The following is a 23,269-nucleotide window of genomic DNA, read 5'->3' as shown; positions in this document are numbered from 1 at the left end:
CGTTCCATCGCTCCCATTCCGCTTGTTCCATAATTGTCTAGAAAGCTATGCTTCCTCTTCCAGGTCTACCTCATAGCGGCTCAGGGCCTGGGAAATCTCTCCCCAGGAATAACCCCGCCTGGCCAGGGCGTCGGACACCCGCTTTAAAGCGGCCCGGTCCGGCCGTTCCCCCCGCAGCTTCCGGCGTACAAAGTCGTCGATCGCCTGGCTGGAATCCCCAACCTGCTCCAGGGCTTCTTCCCACAAATCCCGGGGCACTCCTCGGCGATACAATTCATCCCGGAGTTTTCTTTCCCCGAAGCCTTTGGCCGAGTAGTGCTCCACCACCTGCGCAGCGTAGGCCGCGTCATTGAGGTATCCCAGCTCCTCCAGCCGGTCACAGATGGCCTCGGCCTCCTGGGGCTCGCTCCCCCACTCCGCCAGCTTTCGCTCCAGTTCCCGTCTGGATTGTGGTTTTCGCGCCAGTAGATTCAAAGCCTTCTCCCGCAGAGTGCTGCGCGCAATGGCGGCCATGAGGGCTTCGCCCTCCTCCTCGGTCAGCTCCCGGCCAGGGTAGAGGGCGAAATCCGCCACCTCATTTTCGCTCAGCCGCAGGATGCTGCCGTCCTCCAATGCCGCCAACCAGCGCCCCTCCACTCGGAGAGAACGCTTCAGCTCCTGGATGACCATCGGTTACTCCTCGCCGCCGTCCTCAAAATCATCGGCGGAGACATCCACTGCACGGCCAGCCGCCTTGGCTGCCACCTGAGACTGCTTGCTCATCAGCTTATAAGCGTTGGCCCGCACCTGGGCCTCCACTTCCTCGGCCACCTCCGGATTCTCCTTCAAATACTGACGGGCGGCATCCCGGCCCTGACCGATGCGCAGATCTCCCATGGCAAACCAGGATCCCGACTTCTGGATGATATCCAGCTTCACTGCCAGATCTACCAGCTCGCCCCACTTGGAGATACCCTCCCCATAGAGGATTTCAAACTCCGCCTCCCGGAAGGGGGGCGCGACCTTATTCTTGACAATCTTGGCCCGGGTACGATTTCCTACAACCTCTCCCCCGACCTTGATGGCCTCGATCCGCCGGACATCAATCCGCACAGAGGCATAGAACTTCAACGCGCGGCCGCCGGTGGTCACCTCGGGATTGCCATACATGACTCCCACCTTTTCCCGCAGCTGATTGATAAATATAACGATACAATTGGTTTTGGCGATGGAGCCAGCCAGCTTCCGCAAAGCCTGGCTCATCAGGCGGGCCAAAAGGCCCACATGGCTGTCTCCCATGTCACCTTCAATTTCCGCCCGGGGCGTAAGCGCGGCCACAGAGTCCACCACCACCACGTCGATGGCGCCGGAGCGGACCAGAGCCTCACAGATCTCCAGCCCCTGCTCGCCGGTATCCGGCTGGGAAATGAGCATGGAATCGATATCTACCCCCAGAGCACGGGCATAGCTTGGGTCCAGAGCGTGCTCGGCGTCGATAAAGGCAACCTCGCCGCCACGCTTTTGGGCCTCGGCTACGATGTGCAGCGCCAAAGTCGTCTTACCGGAGGATTCCGGACCATAGATCTCAACAATACGCCCCTTGGGCACGCCCCCAATTCCCAAAGCAATGTCCAGGGATAGGGAGCCTGTGGGGATGGATTCCACTACAATCCCCGTATTCTCCCCCAGGCGCATGATAGAGCCCTTTCCATAGGCCCGCTCAATTTGCGCCATACAGGTTTCCAGCGCTTTTTTCTTATCTGACGCGGGGGCAGCCGCCTCCACGGTGGTTTTCTTTGTTGCCATCTGCACTTCATCCTTTCCGGCCGGCAAGCTCCGGCTCTCCCTATCCCCGATAGGTTATCAAAAATACAGTCCAATAAACCGGACTTTTAATTGTTGGCAGCCCCTTCCACCACCCGCCAGATCCCTTGGGTATCCTGGGCGGTCTGGATATTGTCGTAGCCGTTTCGAGCTAAAATCTCCTCCACGTCAGGGGCCTGTCCCATTCCCACCTCAAACAAGAGGACACCTCCCAGGCGAAGGGCAGATTTCCATTTGGAGGCAATGGCCCGGTAAAAATCCAGTCCATCCTCTCCTCCGTCCAGCGCCACGTGGGGCTCATAGTCCTTAACCGAGCCGTCCAGGTGGGGAATATCCCCGGTAGGAATGTAGGGTGGATTACAGACAATTACATCAAAGTCCCACAGGGTAGAGCTGGGGGCCTCCAGAGCGTCCACCGACAGGCAGGTCACCCGAGCATTGAGCCCGTTACGCCGTACATTCTGTTTGCAGGTACGTAATGCCCCTTCACACAGCTCACCCAACACCACTCGGCAAGTGGGCACGTTGGCGGCAATGGCAAGTCCCACGCAGCCGCTGCCGGCACACAGGTCCAACACCCGGGCCCCCTCTCCGGCTTCCCGGGTCCGGGCAATGCCCCGCTCCGCCAGCAGTTCGGTATCCGTCCGTGGGATGAGCACATCCCGGGAAATGTCCAGAGGCAGGCCGTAAAATTCCCACTCGCCAATGATGTAGGCCACCGGTTCCCCTGCCAAGCGGCGTTGGACCAGCTCATCCACCCGCTTTTCCAGTTCAGCGGAGACATACAGAGACATATCCCGGTACAGCTGCTCCCGGCTCTTATCCGCCGCGTAGCATACCAGCTCCCGGGCTTCCAGCTGTGCCTCCTCTACCCCCGCCTTACGCAGACGGGCGCGGGTATCCAGGTATAAATTGTTGTAGGTGGTAGCCATCGCTTCACCTTCCATCTGAAAATTGCTTGTTACTCTTAGATTCAAAGCCCCGTTCTGGGTCCTGCGTGCTTCGCTGTTGTCACGCTGCGGCGGCTGCACACACGGCTTCCCTCTGTCTCGGGCTGGTCTCCGGGCCGCTCTGCGCCCCTGCGCTCGCCCTCGCTCCGGTCCATTCGTGCTGCTTCGCGCGCCTTCGCGCTTCGCTGTTACCAGGCGTCCTCACCCTTCCGCTCCGGAAGCACCAGCTCCAGCGCCTTGATTCCCACCTCAATCATGGAATCATCCGGCTCAAAGGTGGTAAAATTTTGCAGCCACAGTCCCGGGGCAACCAAAATTTTTGTAATCGGTCCGTCATGGCGGCCGGCCCAGCGGTTAAACTCATAGCTGATTCCCACAATCAGAGGCAGCATAGCCAAGTGGGCCAGGAAACGAAGAAATGCGTTTTGGATAGGCCAAACCGCAAACACTGCCGTGGATACCAAAATAGAAATGGCTATAACCATAAACAAAAAGCTGGTACCACAGCGGGGATGGTGCCTGGGCTGACGGCGGACATTTTCTACCGTCAACGGTAGGCCGGCTTCATAACAAAAAATAGTCTTATGCTCTGCCCCGTGGTAGGAAAACACCCGTCTCATCTCCTTTAAATTGGAGCACAGGGCCAAGTAGCTGACAAAAATCAGTATTTTCAGAAAACTCTCGGCCAAATTTCTGGCCAGCATGGAGTCAGTCAGCAGAGTGATTGCCGTTCCCAACAGTGTGGGCAGCAGGAAAAACAGGCCAATTGACATTCCGATCCCCAGAATCACCGCCAGTACGGTGAAAAATGACGTGGCCTTTTCACTGCCCAGCCGTTTTTCCAACCAGACCTCAAATTTGGACGGCTCTTCCTCCTCCGTCCCCTCTTCCGGGGCAAACTCCGCAGAAAACATCAGAGCAGTCACTCCGTTATACATGGAGTCGCAAAAATTGACCACACCCCGGATCAATGGCCACCCCAAAATGGGATAGCGGTCCTTGATCAATTTCAGCTCCTTCTCCTGGATCTCCAGCTCTCCGTCCGGCTTGCGCACCACAACCGCCTGCTTCTTCGGGCCGCGCATCATAATGCCCTCAATCAGCGCCTGGCCACCGCACATGGTTTTAAATCCCCTCTGGCAGCATGGCTGCATCTGTCGCTTATCTTGCATGGATGGTAGTTCTCCTTATCGTAAAACCGCTGTTGCGGATATTCTATCAAATGGCCCGAGAAATAGCAAGAGGAAATCGAACTTATGTTTCAATCGGCAGCCGGATGGTTACCAAACAGCCACCGCCCTCCGCATTTCCGATCTCCAGTCGGCCCTCGTGCCGGCTGATGATCTCTTCACAGACCGCCAGTCCGATCCCAGAACCACGGGCCTTTGAGCTGCCCTTATAAAACTTATTTTTAATGAAGGGAAGCTCCTCCACCGGCACACCGGGGCCGTAGTCCCGAATCTGGATGACCGCGTCCAAAATCTCCTGGCGAATGGACACATCGATGCGCTTTCCGGAGCCGCCGTGCTTAGCGGCATTGTCCAACAGATTACAGAACACCTGGCGCAGCCGCTCTGGGTCCCCGGAGATGGGGATGATCTCTTCCTCGCACTCCTGGTACACCAGCTCGATTCCTTCCTTGCGGAAGAACTCTTTATAGGTATATACCGCGTCCTCCAGTTCCGCTTTCAGGTCCAGAGGCTCCACCGACAGGGTGAAGCGCCCGTCCTCAATGCGGGAAAACTCCAGCAGCTCCTCCACCATGTTCGTCAGACGCCTGGCCTCAGAGACAATGATGTCCATGCCCTTGCGCACATCGGCGGCGTCCCGCAGCTCCCCGCTCTGAATGGTTTCCGCCCAGCCGGTGATGGCGGTCAAGGGGGTACGCAGCTCATGGGAGACGGAGGAAATAAACTCCGACTGGGTTTTTTCCGACTGCTTGATTTTTAAGGACATATCATTGATGGTGTCGGTCAATTCTCCAATCTCATCGTCAAATTTTTTCTCAATCTGCACGCCATAGCTGCCATCGGCAATGAGCCGGGCTGTCTCGGTGATGCTGGCCAGAGGCTCCACAATGGATCGGACAAAATACAGGTTGGAGAAGTAGACCATGGAGAAAATCCCAAGGCCAATGACGGTAATCACCGCCATAGCAAAAAAGAACTGACGGTCAATGGCAGACAGAGAGGTGACATAGCGGATCACTCCCACCGTCTGTCCCTGATAGACCACCGGGCTGGAAGCAGCCGCAATCCGCTCCCCGGTGGTGGGATCCCGGCCCATCCAGGGGGTTGTCATCTGATTTTCCAGCGCCCCTTCAATGTCCGGTGTGCCGGGGGTAGTTCCGGCGGTCAAATCATTTCCCGAGTAAATGACCGCCCCAGACGTGTCCAAAAATTGCAGCTCCAGCTCGCCCTTTTCCTCATATTTGTTGACCGTCTGCTGGGCCGCCGCCCAATACTGGCTGCGGGTATAGCTCTGAAAGCTGAAAGCCACCGAACTGGCCTTCCCCATCAGGTCACTCTCCGTCCCCGTGTAGTAATAGCTCCACAGGGCCGCCGCAAAGGAGCCCAGAGCCAGGGCCAAAATCAGCAGTACCACGCTGACGCTGTTCAGCAGCCAGCGCCGGCGTATGCCCCGGATTTTTACCTTATCCTTTAAATCCGTTTTCTTTGCCACAGGCTCCCCTCCTTCCCGATTATCTTATGAGCCAACCGACTCCGGGACCATCAGCCCCGCCATTTGTACCCGTAGCCCCACACCGTATTGACATAGGTGGGCTTTTGGGCGTTGTCCTCAATCTTAATACGCAGGCGGCGGATATTCACGTCCACGATCTTTAATTCTCCAAAATAGTCCTTGCCCCACACTGCGTCCAAAATTTCCTCCCGGGCCAGGGCCTTTCCCGGGTTCTCCATAAACAGCTTCATGATGGAATACTCCACCTGGGTCAGCTTCACCCGCTGGCCGCTCTTCTCCAGAGTGCGGTTGCGGGTATTGAGCAGGAAGGGAGGGTCACTGATCTCGTCAGCGGCCACCGACTCAATATCCCCTCCTGTACGGCGGAAGAGGGCATCCACCCGGGCAGTAAGCTCCGCCGGGGAGAAGGGCTTGGTCACATAGTCATCCGCCCCTGTCATCAGGCCCGTCACCTTATCCATCTCCTGGGTACGGGCGGTGAGCATGATAATACCTATTTTGTTATCCATGGCCCGAATCCGGCGGCACACCTCAAAGCCGTCAATATCAGGGAGCATGATATCCAGCAGCGCCACCTTAATATCCGGGTTTGCCTTCAGCGCTGCCAGAGCTTCCTCTCCGGTGCCAGCCTCAATGGCGGTGTAGCCCGCCCGCTTGAGATTGATTACCACAAAGCTGCGGATGTTCTCCTCATCCTCCAGCACCAAAATCTTTCTCATCGTTTGTATCTCCTCCGTTCTTCCGGCAAACACACTTAGGTATACCAGCTGGTTTGGATGGTCTGGAAGCACTCCATTAAATCTGCCTGCGTCATGCCGCAGTCCCAGGAGGTATCATAGAACTTCGCCGCATAGATGACCTCTCCCTCTTCCCGCAGAATAAATCGGCCATCCTCCGCCGCACGCACCGATCGGTTGCTGCCGGTGAGGCGGTAAATGCTCAGGAAGGGCTCAGGCACCTCATTCTCCCCTTTCCACCGGGAGAAAATGACCTGTCGCTGTCCGGTGAGGGAATCGTTGCGTGAGATTGTAATGTTTCCTTTCCAGCTGTCTGGAATCTCCAGATACCAGTTATCCGCCACATTGTGGTAGGTGGTCATAACGGTATTGCACTGGCCATTCTCGTTATACTGCCCCCAGTCAATCAGCCAGAAGTTGGAAGCTGTTCCATCCTGGTAGGAAGGCAGCGGAGTGGGCGAGGGCAGTTCCAATACTAGGTCCCCATTGATATCAGTGGGCACCACATCTACATAGCCGTGCAGCTGGTTCCGGCTTACCCCTGTCTCCGGGTCCCGGGACAGATTCACCAAATGACTCCGCCCATTTTCTGTACGATAGGACAGCACATCAATGACCTTCTCCCCTGTCGTCAAGGTACCCGTGACATACAGGGCAGGAGGGTAATATTCGCCGCTGAGATAGTTGGACTGCACCCGGTTCAGTGTGGCCATCCCGTCGGAGAGACCGGCGCCGCCCAAACTGGACATTTGCCCATTTCTCCAACCGTAGATTTCCACCTGACTGCCCACACCTGACGGGTCCACCCGGACAACAGCAATTTCCGTCCGGCTGTCCTGGTCAATATCCAACAGGCGGAAGCCGCTGGAGTAGCTGCTCGGACCATCACTGGCTGCGCTGCATCCAATAAGAAGCAGCTCGGTCGCCAGGAGATCGGAACGTTCCTTGGTGGCTGTCCCCTCCTCATCGGCGGGCACCACCAGTTCGTCCAAAGTGTAAGCGCCCAGCTGGTAAACTCCGGCGCTGATCTGCCAGTTTACCACCAGTTCCTTTTGTCCGCTTCCGTTCAGATCCACATAGTCCACCGAGTAAATGGCCGCTCCGTCGCCCTCTACAATACCGGTAACCTGATAGTCCTCTCCCACCTGGGTGAAAATGTAAATTTTCAGGGACTTCTCCACTCCGGGTACGCGAATAAAAGTCACCGCGCTCTCTCGCAGGCTATCTCCATCCAGATCCTGAAGCTGGATTGTGGCAGTATTCTCTCCTGAGACAATGACTGCATCCTCGCTGCTGACCCCAAACTCACTCTCCAGGCTGGTGCGCACATCCCGGATGGCATTGACCAGCTGGTCATAACCCGCCGACTTTTCCGGTCGCTTATAAAGCTCGTCCGGTGGCCGAAACAGACAGCCGGACAACAGCAGCAGCATGGCTGCCGGCACCAGTAGCTTGGTCCATTTTTTGCCCATCCTGTCCGCTCCTTTCCGTCCACCCCCTATATTTTGGGGTGGGTACATAAAAATCCTGTTTATCATCATACCACAATTCCCTCCCGTTGCCTATGGGTTTTCCAAAACTTTTTGTTCCGGTCAAAAACGGATTGACAACCAGGTCCATATGTGCTATGGTTAATTACACAAGTAATGAACCAATGGACATTGCACCTACTTAGGAGGTGATCTCGTGCATGGAACGCTGAACGACCAATCTCTGATTTACCTGCAGATCGCCCAGATGCTGGAGGACGACATCCTTCGCGGGGTATATCAGGAGGGAGAGCAGGTCCCCTCCACCAACGAATTGGCCCGGGGATACAACATTAACCCCGCCACCGCCGCCAAGGGCATCAATCTTCTGGTTGCAGACGGGATTCTATTCAAAAAGCGAGGGATCGGTATGTTTGTCGCCCAAGGAGCGGAGCAGGCCGTGCGTCAAAAGCGAAAGGACGCCTTTTATGACACGTTTATCCGGCCTCTGGTCCAGGAGGGCGCTTCCCTGCAGGTGACAGGGGAGGAACTGCTGGAAATGGTGCGCCGGGCCATTCAGGAAGGAGAAGGCAAATGAACACTGACATCTTAAAGGCCCAAGGGCTGTGTAAATCCTACGGGAACAAGCAGGTGCTTCACAACCTGGACCTGGAGCTGCTGCCGGGGAAAATTTACGGTCTGATCGGCCGCAACGGAGCGGGCAAAACCACGTTGCTGAGCATCCTCACCGCCCAGAACACCAAGGACAGCGGCACTGTGACTTACGGCGGGGAGCCGGTATGGGAAAACCAGAAAGCGCTCAATCAAATCTGTTTTTCCCGGGAGTTGCAGCCAACCCTGTTCTCCGGCCCCAACAACTTTAAGCTCAAATATTACCTGCGCTCCGCGGCCATTTACTATCCCCGTTGGGACCAGGATTACGCCCAGCGACTCTTAAACGAGTTTAAACTGAACCCCAAGCAGAAGATCGCCCAGATGAGCAAGGGCCAGATGTCCATGGTGACCATCCTCCTTGCCCTGGCCAGCCGCGCCCCCCTCACCATTTTGGATGAACCGGCGGCCGGTTTGGATGTGGTAATGCGGGAACGGTTTTATCAGCTGCTGCTGGAGGACTTCGCCCAGTCGGGCCGCACCTTCCTGGTCTCCACCCACATCATTGAGGAGGCGGCCTCGGTCTTCGAGAACGTCATTATCCTGGATCAGGGACGGATTCTGGAAAACGCCCCCACAGACGAACTCATCGACCAATTCCGCTATATCTCCGGCCGGGAGGATGTGGTGGATGCCGTTTGCCAGGGGCTGGAGGTGCTCTCCACCCACCAGATGGGCCGGCACAAGACTGTTGCCGTCCGGGGAAACGGAATCAAACTCCAGCAGGCCCTCCAGGCTGACGTAGATGTTTCCCCCATGAACCTGCAAAATGTTTTTGTGGCTCTGTGCGGCCACGGAGACGAAGGGTAAGGAGGGATGGACCATGATCAAATCCTTCCGTTTTCTCCTCCAGTTCGCCTGGATCAATTTGGGCGCTATTCTGGCCTTTGCCCTCATCGTCATCGCGGGCGCCTGGTGTACCGGCGTGCCCCAGGGAAATCAAAACCTGTTCGCCACCTATTTCTCCACCTTTCCCCTGCTCAGTCTCATCGTCCTGTTCATCTACTCCTTTGGCCTGACCACCAGCAACCTGAACCTGGCCCTCTCCTTCGGGGCCCGGCGGCGGGACTTTTTCTTCGCCGTACAGGGGATCCTGCTGCTGTACACCGGGGTGTGCTGGATGCTCCAGGTGGTCATGTCCTCCATCCCCTTCCTGTTCCACTGGACCGACCAGGAGCGGTGGCAGGTCCTCCTCTCCCTGGGCGGCTTCTCCTCCTGGGCCTACCCCCTGGTCTGTCTGGCCATCCTGTGTCTGGGCGGTCTGTGCGGAATGCTGATGGTCCGCTCCAAGCTCCTGGGCACTCTGGTCCTGATCCTGGCTCTGGTCGCCGCCATCGCCGCAACCGCCCTGCTGTTCATCACCGCCGATATGTTTGCCTCCGGCGCAGGCTGGGGCGCCTTGCCCCTCATTTTGGTGGCCGCCATGGCCGGTATTGTAGGCGCCAGCGAATACTTCTTTTGGCGGACTATGCACCGCCACATTGTGAGGTGAGCCGTCATGCTGAAAAAAGCGATCGCTCTTAATTTGGATGATCTGTGCCTGATACTGGGGGTCCCGGCGGGCCTGTTTCTGCTGACCCACCTGATCACCGCCGGGGTGCTGGTTTTCTTCCATGCAGACTCCAGCCTGATGATCTCCGGGGCCTTACTGCCCGTCTGCTCGGGTATCCTCATGGCTATTGTCACGGTCGCCCATGTGGGAATCTCCTTTTTTCATTTCCTTCGTTTTGGCCAGACCAGACAGCGGGCGCTGGCACAATCCATGGGCATCATCGCCTTTGAGGGCGGCTGCTCCCTGGCCGTCACTGCCCTGCTTACCGCGTTGGAGCACTGGGTGGCGCCCCGGCTGTGGCTGCTCCTCACCGGGTATCCGGCTCTGGCGTGGGGGGTAGACGGCATGGTCGTTCCAGATCCGGCCTTTGGTGTGTCCTCTGCCCTCCAGCCGGGCAGCGCTCTGCTCATTGAGGACTTTACTATGGATTGGTGGTGGTTCCCCCTGCTCATTTTGGGGGGAATCCTGATCGGGATCATCATCAGCGCCATCACCGCCCGCTTCGGCAGCCGGGGAGGCTGGGCCTTGTGGTGCACCTGGATGCTGTTCTGCTTCGGCCCTCAGCTTCTCGGGACGCAAGCGATTCTGGTGGGAGATTTTCTGTTATGGACCGGGGTGGTAGTCTGTATCACCGGCCTGGCCGCCTTGATCTGGTCCTTCTGCTTCCTGCTCCACGCCCCAGTGAAAAATTAAATGACTGCTTTCTAAAAAACAGGCCCGCTCCCCTTGTGTGGGGGAGCGGGCCTGTTTCATTGAAACTGGTTTTTGTATCCAACAAGCTGAAACTAGGAGGCTCTGGCAGGAAACCTCAAGCTAAATCAGGAACGAATATCCTGGCTACCCTGGCTGTTCTGAGAGGTCTGACTCTCCTCACTCGTTTGAGTGTCCTGACTGCCCTGGTCCGTCTGGCCGCTCTGGCTCAGCTGGGTGAGCTGGATGTACTGGCCGGAGACATATCCCATGGCCGCCTGGCCGCTTTTATTCAGGTACAGCACATGACACCAGCCGTTTTCCGCCTTCAGCACCACCACACGGGTGCCATTGGCCAGGCTTCCCACTACGGCGTTGTCTGTGCCGGGGCCGGAGCGGACATTCAAGCCGCTTTCTGCATTGACCACCGTCCCCGTCAGCGCGGCCTGCTGGCAGTAAACGGTACACTTGGCCGTCAAGCCGTTCCAACTGGCGGTGATGGTCACAGCCGCCGTACCGCTGCCCGGGAAGATGTTGGTCACCACGCCGTTGGCGGTGACAGGGGCGGTGCCGGGGGCGTCGCTGCTCCAGGTGATCTGGGCGTTCTCCCACTCCGGGTCCAGGGAGACGGACAGCTGCCGGCTCTCTCCCGAGGCCAGGGTCACCTCACTGAGCTTCATGCTCAAAGTATACTCCGAAGGATCGGGAAGCTCCGACTGACCGGGCTGCTCCGGCTCCTGAGGTTCTTCCGGTTCCTGGGGCTCTTCCGGTTCGGTGGGCTGCTCCGGCTCCACCGGCTGTTCCGACTCCGGATCGGTGGGCACGTCGGTGATGGGGGTATAGGTCATGATCTGATAGATCAGCGCGGCCATCTCAGCCCGGGTCAGGTTGCCCTTGGGGTCTACCCCCGTTCCCTTGCCGCTGACGATCCCCTGGGCCACCAGAGTGGCGGTATGGCCCTTGGCGTAATCGGCAATCTGGTCCTTATCCGAGAACTGATCCAGCACGGTCAGGCTGGCATCCGGGCACTCCTTGCCCAGCAGAGGCATGGCCTGGCGCAGGATGGTAAAGGCCTGCTCCCGGGTAATGGGCTGCGTGGGGGAATAGGCTCCGTCGCCCGTTCCGGAGGCCAAACCTACGCTCTGGCCCCAGGCCAGGGCGGTGTAGTAGTAATCGCCGGAGGACACGTCGGTGAAGGTGCAGCCGGTCTGGACGGCAGGCTTGCCCACCGCTCCGTAGAGCATGAGCATAAAGTCGCCCCGGCGAATCTGGTAGTCCCGGCCAAACTCTGTGGAGGAAATGCCGCCCACAATGCCGTGGCTGTAGCAGTACTCCACCGCCTCATAGGACCAGTGGTCGGGGGTCACGTCCGTATGGACATTGGTAAAGGAGATCGAGATGGTCTGGCTCACCCCACCGGCTGTGGCAGTAATGGAACCGCTGCCCTCCTTTCCGGCGGTAAACAGGCCATTCTCATCCACGGTGCCAACATCGCCCTTCACTGTCCAGGTGACCGGATCCCAATCCCGCAGGGCGGTACGGTTCCAGTAAGAACCGGTCGCCGCCAGCTGGACGGTCTCCCCCGGCTTCACCGTGATGGAGCTCAGGGCCGAGGTGCTCCCCTCCCTGGAAATGGTCAGGGAGGTCAGGGTATCCACCACATGGATCTGGGCGGTCCCTTCCGCGTCCAGATGCCGGGAGGACAGCTTCAGGGTGTCGGTACCCGCCCGGTCTCCGGCGGTATACACCCCGTCCTCAATGTCCCCCAAGTTCTCTTTCGAAGTGATTCTCAAATCGTCGATTTCTTCGTCCAGGGGGTTGAGTCCGCTGTCCACGGCAACGGCCTGGGGCAGAGTGACCGAGGAGCCGGTCAGCACCACAAGGCCGTCTTCCTTCAGCGCCAGGCGGTCTGCCTCCCCATCCCCCGTTTCTTCGGTGACCAGGAGCAGGTATGTAGCACAGCTTCTGGGCTTGCCGTCCGAGGGCAGATTGCGCACCGTTGGGCCGGACTGTCCGGGCAGCCACACCGAGATGGCGGTGGAGCCGCCGCCGTCCAGATTGACCGCCCAGACGCAGCCCTGCCGGAGCATCTCATCCGCCAGATCCTTCTGGCTCAGCCCCACGGAATACCCGGACTGGCGCCCGTCCACGGCGTAGACCAACAGGGTGCCGTCCTCCTTGACCCCCAGGGCGGTGCGGGGCGCACGGCCGTCATTGAGGTAGTTCCAGGTGGAGGTATCGGTGATTTTTCCGTCCCGGATCATCACATCTCCCACGCCCCCGGCCCACTGGCAGTTGGACAGGTCCTCGTTGGTGCAGGAGGTGCTCAGTGTGACCAGGTCGCCCACCGCAAAGCTTTGATAGGTCTCCGAGTATCCGGAGGCGTCGGCCGCGGTGAGAATATACTCATCTTCCCCAATGGTGATGGGGTCGCTGGACTGAATGAGCTCGGTAACCTGGAGGGTCAGGGTGGAGTTGACGGTCAGATCGGTGGACTCCTCCTCCCCGCTGCCCCAGATGCCCAAAGGATCGTTGGGATTGCCCCCCACCAGCTTCATCCGCACATACCACCCCGGAGTAGAGGTTCGGGTGGAGACCGAAGAGAAGTCCTCGTTGAGCACATACAGCCCCCCGGACTCGCTGCGCCACTTGTTCAGGTGGTGGGGGGCAACCACCTTTCCGGTGCTCTGATTGATCAGAGTCATGGTCACCGAGGGACTCTCCACCAGAGAGACCTGCCCATCGGTGATGATCATGGCGCTCTCATGCTCCGCGCTGGATTTATAGATTCTGTCCTCGATCACAATGCCGATGGGCACCCCTGAGGAGGTGGAAAAAAAGTCGGTATTGATAGCTCCTAATACATGGTAGCCCAATTCCTGGGCGTAGCTGACCGCCTTATTGATGGTGGCCGCGCCGTAAACCGTCCCCGAGGCCTGAAGCAAAATGGGGTAGGCCTGGCTGTCCTCCTCCAGCTCCATGGAGAAGCTCTCTACACGGCTGGAATTATTTACGGTAATGGTATTGTGGTAAGTAAGGCCCTCCACCAGCTCCGATGTCGTTTGAAGCTTTGTTTCTCCGGCAGAGGCATACACAGTGGGAACGGCCATCAAAATGGCCAGCGCCAAGGCGGCTCCCTGGCGCATCAGATTTGGAAGTGCGGTTTTTTTCATGGGTTCTCCTTTAATCATGTATCAGCCAGTGGTGGTTTCCTCAGTTTCCTAGGCCCGAAGGCCCGATTGTGAATTATTATAGCAGGTCGCTCCCCGGGTTTCAATGATAAAAAGGAAGAAAAGCCTCCCTTATCCTGGGAAAACCCGCGGCTTCTCCAAGTGTGAACAAGCTGTAAACGGCAGGCTGGAGAGGTTGAAAAACGGGTATTCTTGGTGTACAATAAGTCGATTGCGGCTTACTTTGTTGCATCTCATCCCAATATACCAAGGAGGCGACGCCGTGGAAGAACGGCAGAACAACGCGACCAAAACCATAAGCGTGGTCATGCTCATTACCCTGGTAGGAAAGATCCTGGGTCTATACCGGGACCGGCTGCTGGCCGTGCATTACAGCACTCAGATGGAGGCCAACGCCTTTTTTACTGCCAGTCGAATCCCCCGTGTCTTTTTTGACGCGGTATTTGCCTCTGCTATCGCCGCCTGTTTTATCCCGGTATTTAGCGAGTATCTGGAGAAAAAGGGGAAAAAGGAGGCTTTTCGCTTTGCCGGCAGCTTTATCACCATCATGGCGGTACTCACTGCCTCCCTCACCCTGCTGGGCATGCTCTTTCCCCAGCCCCTGGTGACCCTGTTTGCCGACTATGAGGACCCCCAAACCACTGCCCTGGCCATCTCTCTGACCCGGGTGATGTTCCCCACCTTCTTTTTCTCCGGCGTGGCCTTTTCTCTGGTGGGCGTTCTCCAGGCTCAGGACCACTTCACCGCCCCCGCCCTCATGTCCACCCTGTCCAACCTAGTCATCATTGCCTATTTTTTCTTTTTTAATCAGTCCATGGGCATCTATGGCCTGGCTGGAGCCTATCTGGTTGGGTGGCTGATTCAGGGTCTCATTCAAATTCCTCCCCTGCGCCGTCTGGGCTACCGGTACCGTCCCTCCTGGGACTTCCGCTCCGAGGGAATGAAGAAGGTCTTTGTCCTGATGGCCCCGGTGATGGTATCCACCTGGGTGCAGCCCATCAACCTGGTCATCAACTCTCGCTTCGGTTCCCGTCTTTACGATGGGGCCGGAGTATCCGCCATGGAGTACTCCAACAATCTCTATCTAGTTATTGCGGGAACCTTCATTCTCTCCATCACCAACGTGATCTTTCCCCGCCTGTCCCGGCTCACCGCCGGTGGCCAGCAGGGGGAGTTTCGGGACACCCTACGTCAGACGGTGCGCAGCAGCCTCTTCTTCGTACTGCCCATGACGGCCGGTCTAATGGTGGTGGCCCGTCCTCTCATCTCCTTTATCTACGGCGGGGGCGCCTTTGACGAGTTCTCTCTTCAAATCACCTCCACCGCCCTGGTCTGGCTCTCCCTTGGAATGGTGGGCTACGCCCTGCAAAACATCCTCAGCCGGGCCTATTTCGCTCGCCAGGACGGCCGTACCCCTTTGGTAGCGGGAGCTGTCTCCATTGGAGTAAACCTGGTGCTGTGCATGGTGCTGGTACAGCGTCTGGAAGTAGCCGGTCTGGCTATTTCTTCTGCGGTTTCCTCCACCGTTTACGCCCTGCTCCTCCTTCTCCCCCTCCAACACCGGGGAGAGGCCATTCTGGACGGAGCGATGGGCCGGGACGTTCTGAAAATGGTCTTGGCCACTCTGGTCATGGGGCTGGCTACTGCCGCCATGCTCTCCGGTTTGACCACCGTTCTCCCCACCGGTAAGCTGGGAGAATTGGTGTCTCTGGGTGTGTGTGTGGTGTTCGGACTACTGGTCTATTTCTTCCTTACGCTCGGCCTGCGTCTGAGCGAGGCCAAACTGATTCTCTCTGTGTTGAAACACTTGCGGAAACGAGGTTAAGCCATGGAACAAGTCAAACACGTTTTAAACGGGAGCCTTTTCTGGCGCGCCCTGATGGCCCTGTGCCTGTGGTTCGGGGACCAGTGGCGCTCCAGCGGCATTGTCCACTGGTTCCTCAACCCCAGAGGTTGGGGAGCTAGCGCATCGGAGAGCAGCCTCTTTTTTAAGGTATGGTCTCTGATCCGGAGCGCGCTGTGCCGGCTGTATCAGCTGCTCCGCCTGGACAAGCTCTTTACCGGCAGCGTCTTTCTCCACAGCTGGCTGTGGTGTGCCATTCCCGTGGCGCTGGCCCCGGCCCTGTGCGTCTTCCGCCCCTCCCTACTGGTACTGGGATTGGCAGCAATCAGCTACTGCTCCCTACTCCTTGTCCTGGTCCGGGACAAAAACCGTCCCCTGACCTGGTCCCCCATTAACCGCTATATCATTCTCTACGCCGCCGTCTATCTGGCCGGCACCCTCTTCTCGGTCAACCTGAAGGCCAGCCTGGAACCCGGCCTTCTGACAGTAGCCTTTATTCTCTTCCCCATCGCTCTGTATAACTCCATCACCAACCGCTCCCAGCTGGACACCCTAGTGGTACTGGTGGTAGTGGTGGGGACCCTGATCTCCTTCTACGGTATCCTCCAATATATCTTCGGCTGGGGCTACCAGTCGGCGGCCTGGGTGGACAGCGACATGTTCTCCGGCATCAGCTTCCGGGTGCCCTCCACCTTGGAGAACCCCAACATGCTGGGCCAGTATCTCCTGCTGACCATCCCCCTGGGTGGTGCCTGCCTGCTGTCGGCCAAAACCTGGGGCAAGCGGGTGTTCTACCTGTGCTGCTGCGGCATCATGTGCCTGTGCATGATCCTTACCTTCTCCCGGGGCGCTTGGCTGGCCCTTCTCTTTGCGGGAGTGGTGTTCGTTTTGTTCCTCAACCCCAGGCTGATTTTGCTGGCCCCCTTCGCTCTCATTGCACTGTACTTTGTCCTCCCCGATACGGTCATCTCCCGCTTTACCAGCATCGGAGACCTGACGGACAACTCCACCTCCTACCGGGTCTACATCTGGATGGGCGTACTGGCTATGCTGAAGGACTACTGGCTGTGCGGCATTGGCCCCGGGGACGCCGCCTTCAACGCCGTCTATCCCGCTTATAGCTACAACGGAATTGTGGCCCCCCACTCCCACAACCTCTTCCTTCAGATCGTCTGCGACGCAGGCATCGCGGCTTTGATCGTATTCGTGATTCTTCTCTTCGTTTACTTCCGGATGATGTGCTCCGCCTTCAGCCGGGAGAAGGATTGGACCAGCCGTATGCTCCAGACCGCCTGTATCTCCGGCGTGTGTGGCTTCATGGTCCAGGCCATGACCGACTACTCCTTTTATAACTACCGCCTGATGTTCTTCTTCTGGGCTTTCCTGGCCCTGGGCGCCGCCAGCACCCGCCGCTCCCAGCTTCCGGAAGGGAGGCTGCTGGCATGATTCGAGTGCTGAATATCATCAGTGACACCAACATCGGCGGAGCAGGCCGGGTCATTCTCAATTACCTGCACTACGCCGACACCACCCAGTTTGAAACTCTGGTGGCCGTCCCCCGGGGCAGCCTGCTCAAAGAGCCCCTGGAACAGGCCGGAGCCCAGGTATTGGAGGTGGACGGAATTGCCGACCGCTCCTATCACAAGGACGACGTGAAGACCCTCCAGTCTCTCATCCGCCATGTAAAGCCCGATCTGGTCCACACCCACGGCACCCTCTCCGGCCGCATCGCAGCCAAGCGGTGCCATGTACCGGTGGTATACAGCCGCCACTCCGCCTTCCCGGTCCCCGCCAAGCTGCGGTATCCACCGGGGCGCTGGGTCAACAAACTGGTGAATGAACACTATGCCGACCACATCATCGCGGTCAGCCCCGCCACCCGGGATAACCTCACAGATGCCGGCATCTCTCCCAAAAAGATCACCGTGGTCATGAACGGCGTGGCTCCCCTACAGCCCACTACCCCCCAGGCCCAGGCGGACCTGCGCCGGGAACTGGGCGTACAGCCGGATGACTTCCTCTTTGGCATTTTAGCCCGGCTGGAGGAGTACAAAGGCCACAAGTACCTCATTGAAGCGGCAAAGCTCCTGAAGGAGCGAGGCTATTCCAAATTCCGTGTGCTCATCGCCGGGACGGGCGGCTATGAGTCCCAGCTGGCCCAGGCGGTGCAGGACACCGGCTCCGGAGATGTGGTCAAGCTGCTGGGCTTCCGCTCCGACGTGCCCGACCTGCTGAGCATTCTCAATGCCCAGCTCAATGTCTCCTACGGCACTGAGGCCACCAGCATGGCCCTGCTGGAGGGAATGAGCCTGGGACTGCCTTCCATCGTCAGCGACTACGGAGGCAACCCCTTTGTTATCACCCAGGACAAGGACGGCCTGATTTTCCCCAGCCGGAACAGTGGGGCTCTGGCCGACGCCATGGCACAGCTGATGGACCATCCGAAGCAGTGCCAAGCACTGGGCCGCCAAGCCAAGGAGACCTTCCAAAGCCGCTTCACTGGAGAAGTGTTTGCCCGAAATACTGAAACTGTCTATCGAACTATCCTGAAAGGAGCCAAGTAAATGGAATCCAACACCCCTAAATTCCGTCTGCGCCTGAACCTGTTTGACGGCATCGTCCTGGTTCTGGCCCTGGCCGTGGGCGCGTTCCTTCTCTGGACCGCCCTCAAACCCGATACCGCCTCTGTGGGCACCCCTGCTGCTGCCTCCTCCACGGTGCGCTATACCGTCCGCTTCCAGAAGTGGATCGAAGGGACCAGTTCTCTCATTGAGTCGGGAGACAAACTGGTGGACAACATTAAAAATTATGAGCTGGGTAGCGTAGTTTCCTCTGAGGTCGTCCCCGCTCAGTCCCTCCAGCTGGACCACAACAGCCGGCAGTATGTCCTGACCATCATCCCCGGCTATGAGGATGTGCTGGTTACCGTGGAGTCCCCCTGCACCATCACGGACGAGGCCATCACACTGGGCGGCGGCTATGCCCTGCGGGTGGGCGGCACCGCCTACATCCGGGGCGAGGGCTATATGGCCAGCGGTCCCATTGTTGCCATTGAACGGGAGGGCGAGTAATGAAATTGATCGATCATAACGGCCGGCTATTCGGCAAAATCAGCGTCATCGACGTGCTGGTCCTGGCGGTGGTAGTGGTTCTGGCCGCCGCACTCTATTTTAAAAGTAACCAGACCCACACTGGAACCAGCGTGACCAACAACGAGATCACCTATCAGGTGCTGGCCAGCGGCGTGCGCAACTATGTAGCTGACGCCGTCCGGGAAGGGGACTATATGTACGACCAGGACCGCAGCAGCGGTGGCACCCTGGGAAAAATTGTGTCCATTGAAGTGCTTCCCAGCGGTAAAATGGCGGAGTTTAACGATGGTACCGTGGACACCGTTCCTGTAGAGGACGGCGTCAATCTTCTGCTTACCATCCAGGGCAGCGGCATTCTCAGTGACGGCCGCTACCTGCTCAATCGGGTCTATGATTTAGGGGTCAACTCCTCCCGGAACTTCTACACCCCCTATGCCCAATTTACCGGCGTCGTCACCTCCATCGGGTAAGCTGGATCACAAGAAGGAGGATCTGACATGAAGATCCTAATGGCCACCATGGGCCTGGACATCGGCGGAGCTGAAACCCATATCGTCGAGCTGGCTAAGGAGCTCAAGCACCAGGGGCACGACATCGTGGTCGTCTCCAACGGCGGCGTGTACGTCCCTGAAATCACCGCTGCGGGCATCCGCCACTATAACGCCCCCATGCACCGGCGCAATGTGGGCGACATGCTCCGCTCCCGCCGTATTTTAAAGGACGTGCTGTTAAAGGAAAAGCCCGACCTGGTCCACGCCCACGCCCGGATTCCCGCTTTCCTGTGCGGAAGTCTGCAAAAGCAGCTGAAATTCCCCTTTGTCACCACCGCTCACTGGGTCTTTGACGCCAGCGGTATGCTGCGCTACCTGACCAACTGGGGAGAGCGCACCATCGCTGTATCTGAGGACATCAAGGCCTACCTAATTCGGGAATATGGCCTGCCTGCCGAGCACATCTCCGTTACCATCAACGGCATTGATACGGAGAAGTTTTCCCCCGCTGTCTCTGGAGCGCGGGTTATCCAAGAATTTGGTCTGGACCCCCAGCAGCCCATTCTCTCCTATGTCAGCCGGATGGATGCCGACCGGGCCATGGTGGCTCGGCAGCTCATCCAGATCGCTCCCCAGCTCAGCCAGGCTGTCCCAGGGATTCAGCTGCTCATTGCTGGAGGAGGAAATGTCTTTGCCGAGCTCCAGGCCCTTGCCGAGCAGGTCAACGCCCAGCTTGGCCGGAACTGCGTGACCATGGCCGGTCCCCGTACCGATATCAACGAGATCGTGGCGGCAGGGCAGGTGTTTGTAGGGGTATCCCGGGCCGCCCTGGAGGCCATGTCGGCCGGAAAACCGGTGATCGTGGCCGGCAATGAAGGCTACCACGGCCTCTTTGGGCCGGAAAAGCTGGCAGAGGCTCAGGCAGGCAACTTCTGCTGCCGTGGACTGCCCCTGTCCACCCCCGAAACTCTCCTGGCCGACGTCAGCGCCGCCTTTGCTCTTTCCCCCCAGGAGAAAGAGCAGGCAGGGGCTTATGGACGGCAGGTCATCTTCGACTACTACTCGGTGCGCCGGATGGCTCAGGACTTCTTACGCGTCTATGACCAGGTCCGGCGCAGGAAATACCGGGTGGTCATGAGCGGCTACTACGGCTTTTCTAACGCTGGGGACGACGCCATTCTGGAAGCAATTCAGCAGGCCATTCATGAGGCCAGCGACGATATCGCTGTCACCGTACTGTCCAACGATCCAGAACTTACCAGGACCCAATATGGCATGGAGGCAATTCCCCGGTTCCGGTTCTGGTCCGTCTTCTCCGCCCTACGTCGAAGCGACGCCCTCCTCTCCGGTGGAGGAAGCCTTCTCCAGGACACCACCTCCACCCGCTCTCTGCTCTACTACCTATCCGTCATCCGCTGTGCCGAATGGCTGGGGAAACCCGTGATGCTCTATGCCAATGGTATTGGCCCGGTCCGCCGCCCCGGCAACCGCCGGAGAGTAAAACGGGTGGTGGAGCGGGCTAGCTTAGTCACCCTCCGGGACCACAGCTCCGCCCGGGAACTGGCAGATATGGGCGTAACCAGAAGCGACCTGCTGGTGACCGCCGATCCGGTATTTCATCTGGCGCCCGCTCCGGCTCAGCGTGGGATGGAGCTGCTGGCTCAAACGAACCTTGTCCCAGGCAAGCCCTTTGTGGCTGTCTCCGTGCGGGAGTGGCGGGACACCGGTAACTTCTGCCAGGAGCTGGCCCGTCTGTGTGACCATCTTTCCCGCCAGCACGGGCTTCAGGTCCTCTTCCTCCTCATGCAGCCTACCCGGGATCGGGAAACCGCCCGGCAGGTCCAAAGCCTGATGGAGGAGCCCTCCAGCCTCCTGGACGTGCCTTGTACGCCCCGGGAACTGATGGCGGTCCTGGGACAGGCGCGGCTGTGTCTGGCCATGCGTCTGCACACGTTGATTTTTGCCGCCCGGATGGCCGTACCTGCCATGGGCCTGGTCTATGACCCCAAGGTAGACAGCTATCTAAAGGAGCTCTCTCTCCCCGCTGCAGGCCACGTGGAGCGCTTTGACGGGGCAGAGGCCATCCGCAGAGCGGATGCCCTGATGGCCGATTACGACGCGGTTCTGGCCAATTTAAAAGATACTTCTGCCGCTCTCACCCGGGCTGCCGGGAAAAACGAAGAACTGCTTCTGCATATGCTGGAGCGCACCAAGCACTAATTCCCTCCGCGTCCTGGGACCTCACGTCCTGGGGCGCGGTTTCTTTTTCCCTTGGAGATGCCAAAACGATTTCCCTCCAAAAATTTTTACTGTTTTTTTGCAAAAAGGGGTTGACTCACAGCGAAAAACTGGTATAATACATGTTGCTGTCGCGGTGACCCCGGCAGTACGGTCTGAAAACCGTTGCCGATACGGAGTAGTATCGAAGTGGTCATAACGAGCACGACTGGAAATCGTGTAGCCGCTAACACGGCTCGAGGGTTCGAATCCCTCCTACTCCGCCATATCAATACGTCGTCTATGGATATCGCATAGCGACGCACAATCCATGGGTCACCCCTGTTAATCGCGGGGGTGGCCCACTTTTTTGTGTCCTTTTTCAATCGTTTGGGCTCTCGTCAAGGAACAGGATGCACCAATTTTGAGACGCTGGGAAAAAGACAGTTTCTGATGATCTGTCTGCTGCACCACTTTTGATACGGATATTTTTTTGTGCACCACTTTTTTCAAAAGTGATACGGATAATTTTACGATAGAAAAACGCCGCAGGCTGTCCTGCGGCGTTGCTTGTAATGTGCTATGGCTTAGAGGGTAATCTTCACTGTCTCGCCATTTGCTAAGGTGAAGATAAGGTGATTACCCCTATAAACTGCGACGGATTGGACCAGCTCATTCCACCGCTCATCGGTGTAGACAGGATTCGGATCACCGCATTCTTGCAGCACTTTTTCAAATGCATCTCTGATTTCGGTCTCCCGAAGCCTTGGAGAGTCACATATCTCATCGCCATCGTACTTGTGGTTGCAGTACCAGACATCGTAGCGTTCCCCTGTGCTGCGTAACCGCCAGACCTTATGACCATAGAAACCGCCGCAATCGCCACAGACGATTTTACCGGCAAACGGATGCTTGGTGCGCACTTTGGATCGGCGCTTGATGTTTTCTGCCAGCATCTCCTGCACCAGATCGAATACTTCTGGTTCTATGATCGCCTCATGAGAATTGCGGACGCGGACGGACGGTACCTCGCCAGTATTCTTTCTGACCTCTTTGGTGAGATAATCCACGGTATAGGTCTTCTGGAGCAATGCCTCGCCCTTGTATTTTTCATTGCTGAGGATGCTGCGGACAGTGCTGACACACCATTTGCTCTTTCCTGCTGGCGTTGAAACGCCCATCTCTGTTAGAATGGTGGCAATCTCATTGAGGGTTCTTCCAGACAGGAAAAGATCATAGATTTCCCGAATAATGACGGCTTCTTCCTCGACGATCTCCGGCCTGCCGTCAGGCCCCTTTTTGTATCCGAGAAAGTGGGAATATGCCAGATTCACTTTTCCATCCCGCATGCTTTTCTGCTTGCCCCAACGGACATTTTCGCTGATGGAGCGGCTTTCCTCCTGGGCGAGAGAGCTCATGATCGTGAGCATCATCTCACACCTGGGATCAAAAGTATGCAGGTTCTCTTTTTCAAAGATCACCTCCACGCCAATAGCCTTTAACTTGCGCACGGTTTGCAGTGTGTCTACCGTATTTCGAGCAAAGCGGGAGATGGACTTCGTCAGGATGATATCGATGCCGCCGTCTAAGGCAAGCTGAATCATGCGATTAAAGCTATCACGGTTTTTGGTATTTGTACCGGTAATTCCTCGGTCTGCAAACACTTCTACGAACTCCCAGTCCGGATTGCTTTGAATATAGCGGGTGTAGAAATCCACCTGTGCCTCATAGCTGGATTGCTGTTCGTCCTGCTCGGTGGAAACACGAGCGTAAGCGGCAACCTTCTTTTTGCGGGTTACAGATGTAAATGGCTGCTGTTGCAGTGTTTTTGTCGGAGCTATGAATTCTATTTCCGGCAT

At 57.7% G+C, this 23,269-nt stretch carries 19 protein-coding genes and 1 tRNA gene; 11 read left to right on the top strand and 9 right to left on the bottom strand.

All coding sequences use genetic code 11. The features are described from left to right. Positions 1-45: 45 nt before the first annotated feature. From B5E43_RS11995 to B5E43_RS11965, 7 genes are all read right to left on the bottom strand, one after another. Positions 46-669, bottom strand: coding sequence for a regulatory protein RecX (locus B5E43_RS11995; protein WP_087397034.1), 624 nt, complete (start codon positions 667-669; stop codon positions 46-48). 3 nt (positions 670-672) lie between these two features. Beyond that, a complete protein-coding gene (recA, locus tag B5E43_RS11990) occupies positions 673-1,785 on the bottom strand; it encodes a recombinase RecA (RefSeq protein ID WP_087397056.1) in 1,113 nt (370 codons plus the stop codon). An 86-nt stretch (positions 1,786-1,871) separates the two neighbouring features. Further along, entirely contained in the window at positions 1,872-2,735 is an 864-nt protein-coding gene (gene prmC / locus B5E43_RS11985; protein ID WP_087397032.1) for a peptide chain release factor N(5)-glutamine methyltransferase, read from the bottom strand. Positions 2,736-2,941: 206 nt separating this feature from the next. Next, positions 2,942-3,925, bottom strand: a complete 984-nt coding sequence (locus B5E43_RS11980; RefSeq protein WP_087397030.1) for a DUF1385 domain-containing protein — start codon at positions 3,923-3,925, stop codon at positions 2,942-2,944. Positions 3,926-4,007: 82 nt separating this feature from the next. Continuing rightward, the gene (locus B5E43_RS11975) at positions 4,008-5,435 is read right to left on the bottom strand and encodes a HAMP domain-containing sensor histidine kinase (RefSeq protein ID WP_087397028.1); all 1,428 of its coding nucleotides are present in this window, start codon (positions 5,433-5,435) and stop codon (positions 4,008-4,010) included. A 50-nt stretch (positions 5,436-5,485) separates the two neighbouring features. After that, a complete protein-coding gene (locus tag B5E43_RS11970; RefSeq protein ID WP_087397026.1) occupies positions 5,486-6,175 on the bottom strand; it encodes a response regulator transcription factor in 690 nt (229 codons plus the stop codon). 35 nt (positions 6,176-6,210) lie between these two features. Further along, complete coding sequence (locus tag B5E43_RS11965; protein WP_087397024.1) at positions 6,211-7,665, bottom strand: hypothetical protein; 1,455 nt, start codon at positions 7,663-7,665, stop codon at positions 6,211-6,213. A 214-nt stretch (positions 7,666-7,879) separates the two neighbouring features. Between B5E43_RS11965 and B5E43_RS11960 the strand changes: the two genes are divergently transcribed. Genes B5E43_RS11960 through B5E43_RS11945 form a run of 4 tightly spaced genes read left to right on the top strand, consistent with a single transcriptional unit; the run spans position 7,880 to position 10,579 of the window. Next, the gene (locus tag B5E43_RS11960) at positions 7,880-8,260 is read left to right on the top strand and encodes a GntR family transcriptional regulator (RefSeq protein ID WP_087397022.1); all 381 of its coding nucleotides are present in this window, start codon (positions 7,880-7,882) and stop codon (positions 8,258-8,260) included. Continuing rightward, positions 8,257-9,144, top strand: coding sequence for an ABC transporter ATP-binding protein (locus B5E43_RS11955; protein WP_087397020.1), 888 nt, complete (start codon positions 8,257-8,259; stop codon positions 9,142-9,144). The genes B5E43_RS11960 and B5E43_RS11955 overlap by 4 nt, the downstream gene beginning before the upstream one ends. Before the next feature lie 13 nt (positions 9,145-9,157). Further along, positions 9,158-9,826: a hypothetical protein gene (locus tag B5E43_RS11950; protein ID WP_087397018.1), complete on the top strand. Its 669-nt coding sequence runs from the start codon at positions 9,158-9,160 to the stop codon at positions 9,824-9,826. A 6-nt stretch (positions 9,827-9,832) separates the two neighbouring features. Continuing rightward, positions 9,833-10,579 (top strand): hypothetical protein, encoded by a 747-nt coding sequence (locus B5E43_RS11945; protein ID WP_087397016.1) that lies wholly within the window; start codon positions 9,833-9,835, stop codon positions 10,577-10,579. Positions 10,580-10,704: 125 nt separating this feature from the next. Here B5E43_RS11945 and B5E43_RS11940 read toward each other — a convergent pair whose 3' ends face one another. Then, on the bottom strand, positions 10,705-13,749 hold the full coding sequence (locus tag B5E43_RS11940; RefSeq protein WP_158099055.1) for a phosphodiester glycosidase family protein: 3,045 nt from the start codon (positions 13,747-13,749) through the stop codon (positions 10,705-10,707). 280 nt (positions 13,750-14,029) lie between these two features. Here B5E43_RS11940 and murJ point away from each other — a divergent pair, with 280 nt between their 5' ends. The 7 genes from murJ to B5E43_RS11905 all read left to right on the top strand — a co-directional run bounded on the left by murJ (position 14,030) and on the right by B5E43_RS11905 (position 21,697). Further along, positions 14,030-15,592: a murein biosynthesis integral membrane protein MurJ gene (murJ, locus tag B5E43_RS11935; RefSeq protein ID WP_158099054.1), complete on the top strand. Its 1,563-nt coding sequence runs from the start codon at positions 14,030-14,032 to the stop codon at positions 15,590-15,592. Between the two features lie 3 nt (positions 15,593-15,595). Beyond that, the gene (locus B5E43_RS11930) at positions 15,596-17,056 is read left to right on the top strand and encodes an O-antigen ligase family protein (RefSeq protein ID WP_087397010.1); all 1,461 of its coding nucleotides are present in this window, start codon (positions 15,596-15,598) and stop codon (positions 17,054-17,056) included. After that, complete coding sequence (locus B5E43_RS11925; protein WP_087397008.1) at positions 17,053-18,174, top strand: glycosyltransferase family 4 protein; 1,122 nt, start codon at positions 17,053-17,055, stop codon at positions 18,172-18,174. Before B5E43_RS11930 ends, B5E43_RS11925 begins: the two co-directional genes overlap by 4 nt. Further along, a complete protein-coding gene (locus tag B5E43_RS11920; protein WP_087397006.1) occupies positions 18,175-18,681 on the top strand; it encodes a DUF4330 domain-containing protein in 507 nt (168 codons plus the stop codon). It begins immediately after the preceding gene. Beyond that, positions 18,681-19,172: a DUF4330 domain-containing protein gene (locus tag B5E43_RS11915; protein ID WP_087397004.1), complete on the top strand. Its 492-nt coding sequence runs from the start codon at positions 18,681-18,683 to the stop codon at positions 19,170-19,172. The genes B5E43_RS11920 and B5E43_RS11915 overlap by 1 nt, the downstream gene beginning before the upstream one ends. A 27-nt stretch (positions 19,173-19,199) precedes the next feature. Continuing rightward, entirely contained in the window at positions 19,200-21,413 is a 2,214-nt protein-coding gene (csaB, locus tag B5E43_RS11910; RefSeq protein ID WP_087397002.1) for a polysaccharide pyruvyl transferase CsaB, read from the top strand. Positions 21,414-21,606: 193 nt separating this feature from the next. Next, positions 21,607-21,697, top strand: a tRNA-Ser gene (locus B5E43_RS11905). A 300-nt stretch (positions 21,698-21,997) separates the two neighbouring features. Here the strand turns inward: B5E43_RS11905 and B5E43_RS11900 are convergent. Then, positions 21,998-23,269 carry a recombinase family protein gene (locus tag B5E43_RS11900; protein ID WP_087397000.1) on the bottom strand — a complete coding sequence of 424 codons (1,272 nt, stop codon included), beginning with the start codon at positions 23,267-23,269 and terminating at the stop codon, positions 21,998-22,000.

It is taken from the genome of Flavonifractor sp. An100, assembly GCF_002161175.1.
GTDB lineage: Bacteria > Bacillota > Clostridia > Oscillospirales > Oscillospiraceae > Lawsonibacter.
The sequence above is the reverse complement of the archived record's forward strand: the minus strand, read 5'-3'. Positions and strand labels throughout refer to the sequence as shown.

Coding starts and splice junctions, on each gene's coding strand:
- B5E43_RS11945 (WP_087397016.1), top strand. CDS start 9,833: ATGCTGAAAAAAGCGATCGCTCTTAATTTGGATGATCTGTGCCTGATA.
- B5E43_RS11995 (WP_087397034.1), bottom strand. CDS start 669: ATGGTCATCCAGGAGCTGAAGCGTTCTCTCCGAGTGGAGGGGCGCTGG.
- B5E43_RS11930 (WP_087397010.1), top strand. CDS start 15,596: ATGGAACAAGTCAAACACGTTTTAAACGGGAGCCTTTTCTGGCGCGCC.
- B5E43_RS11900 (WP_087397000.1), bottom strand. CDS start 23,269: ATGCCGGAAATAGAATTCATAGCTCCGACAAAAACACTGCAACAGCAG.
- B5E43_RS11920 (WP_087397006.1), top strand. CDS start 18,175: ATGGAATCCAACACCCCTAAATTCCGTCTGCGCCTGAACCTGTTTGAC.
- B5E43_RS11965 (WP_087397024.1), bottom strand. CDS start 7,665: ATGGGCAAAAAATGGACCAAGCTACTGGTGCCGGCAGCCATGCTGCTG.
- prmC (WP_087397032.1), bottom strand. CDS start 2,735: ATGGCTACCACCTACAACAATTTATACCTGGATACCCGCGCCCGTCTG.
- B5E43_RS11980 (WP_087397030.1), bottom strand. CDS start 3,925: ATGCAAGATAAGCGACAGATGCAGCCATGCTGCCAGAGGGGATTTAAA.
- B5E43_RS11955 (WP_087397020.1), top strand. CDS start 8,257: ATGAACACTGACATCTTAAAGGCCCAAGGGCTGTGTAAATCCTACGGG.
- B5E43_RS11925 (WP_087397008.1), top strand. CDS start 17,053: ATGATTCGAGTGCTGAATATCATCAGTGACACCAACATCGGCGGAGCA.
- csaB (WP_087397002.1), top strand. CDS start 19,200: ATGAAGATCCTAATGGCCACCATGGGCCTGGACATCGGCGGAGCTGAA.
- B5E43_RS11950 (WP_087397018.1), top strand. CDS start 9,158: ATGATCAAATCCTTCCGTTTTCTCCTCCAGTTCGCCTGGATCAATTTG.
- B5E43_RS11940 (WP_158099055.1), bottom strand. CDS start 13,749: ATGAAAAAAACCGCACTTCCAAATCTGATGCGCCAGGGAGCCGCCTTG.
- recA (WP_087397056.1), bottom strand. CDS start 1,785: ATGGCAACAAAGAAAACCACCGTGGAGGCGGCTGCCCCCGCGTCAGAT.
- B5E43_RS11915 (WP_087397004.1), top strand. CDS start 18,681: ATGAAATTGATCGATCATAACGGCCGGCTATTCGGCAAAATCAGCGTC.
- B5E43_RS11970 (WP_087397026.1), bottom strand. CDS start 6,175: ATGAGAAAGATTTTGGTGCTGGAGGATGAGGAGAACATCCGCAGCTTT.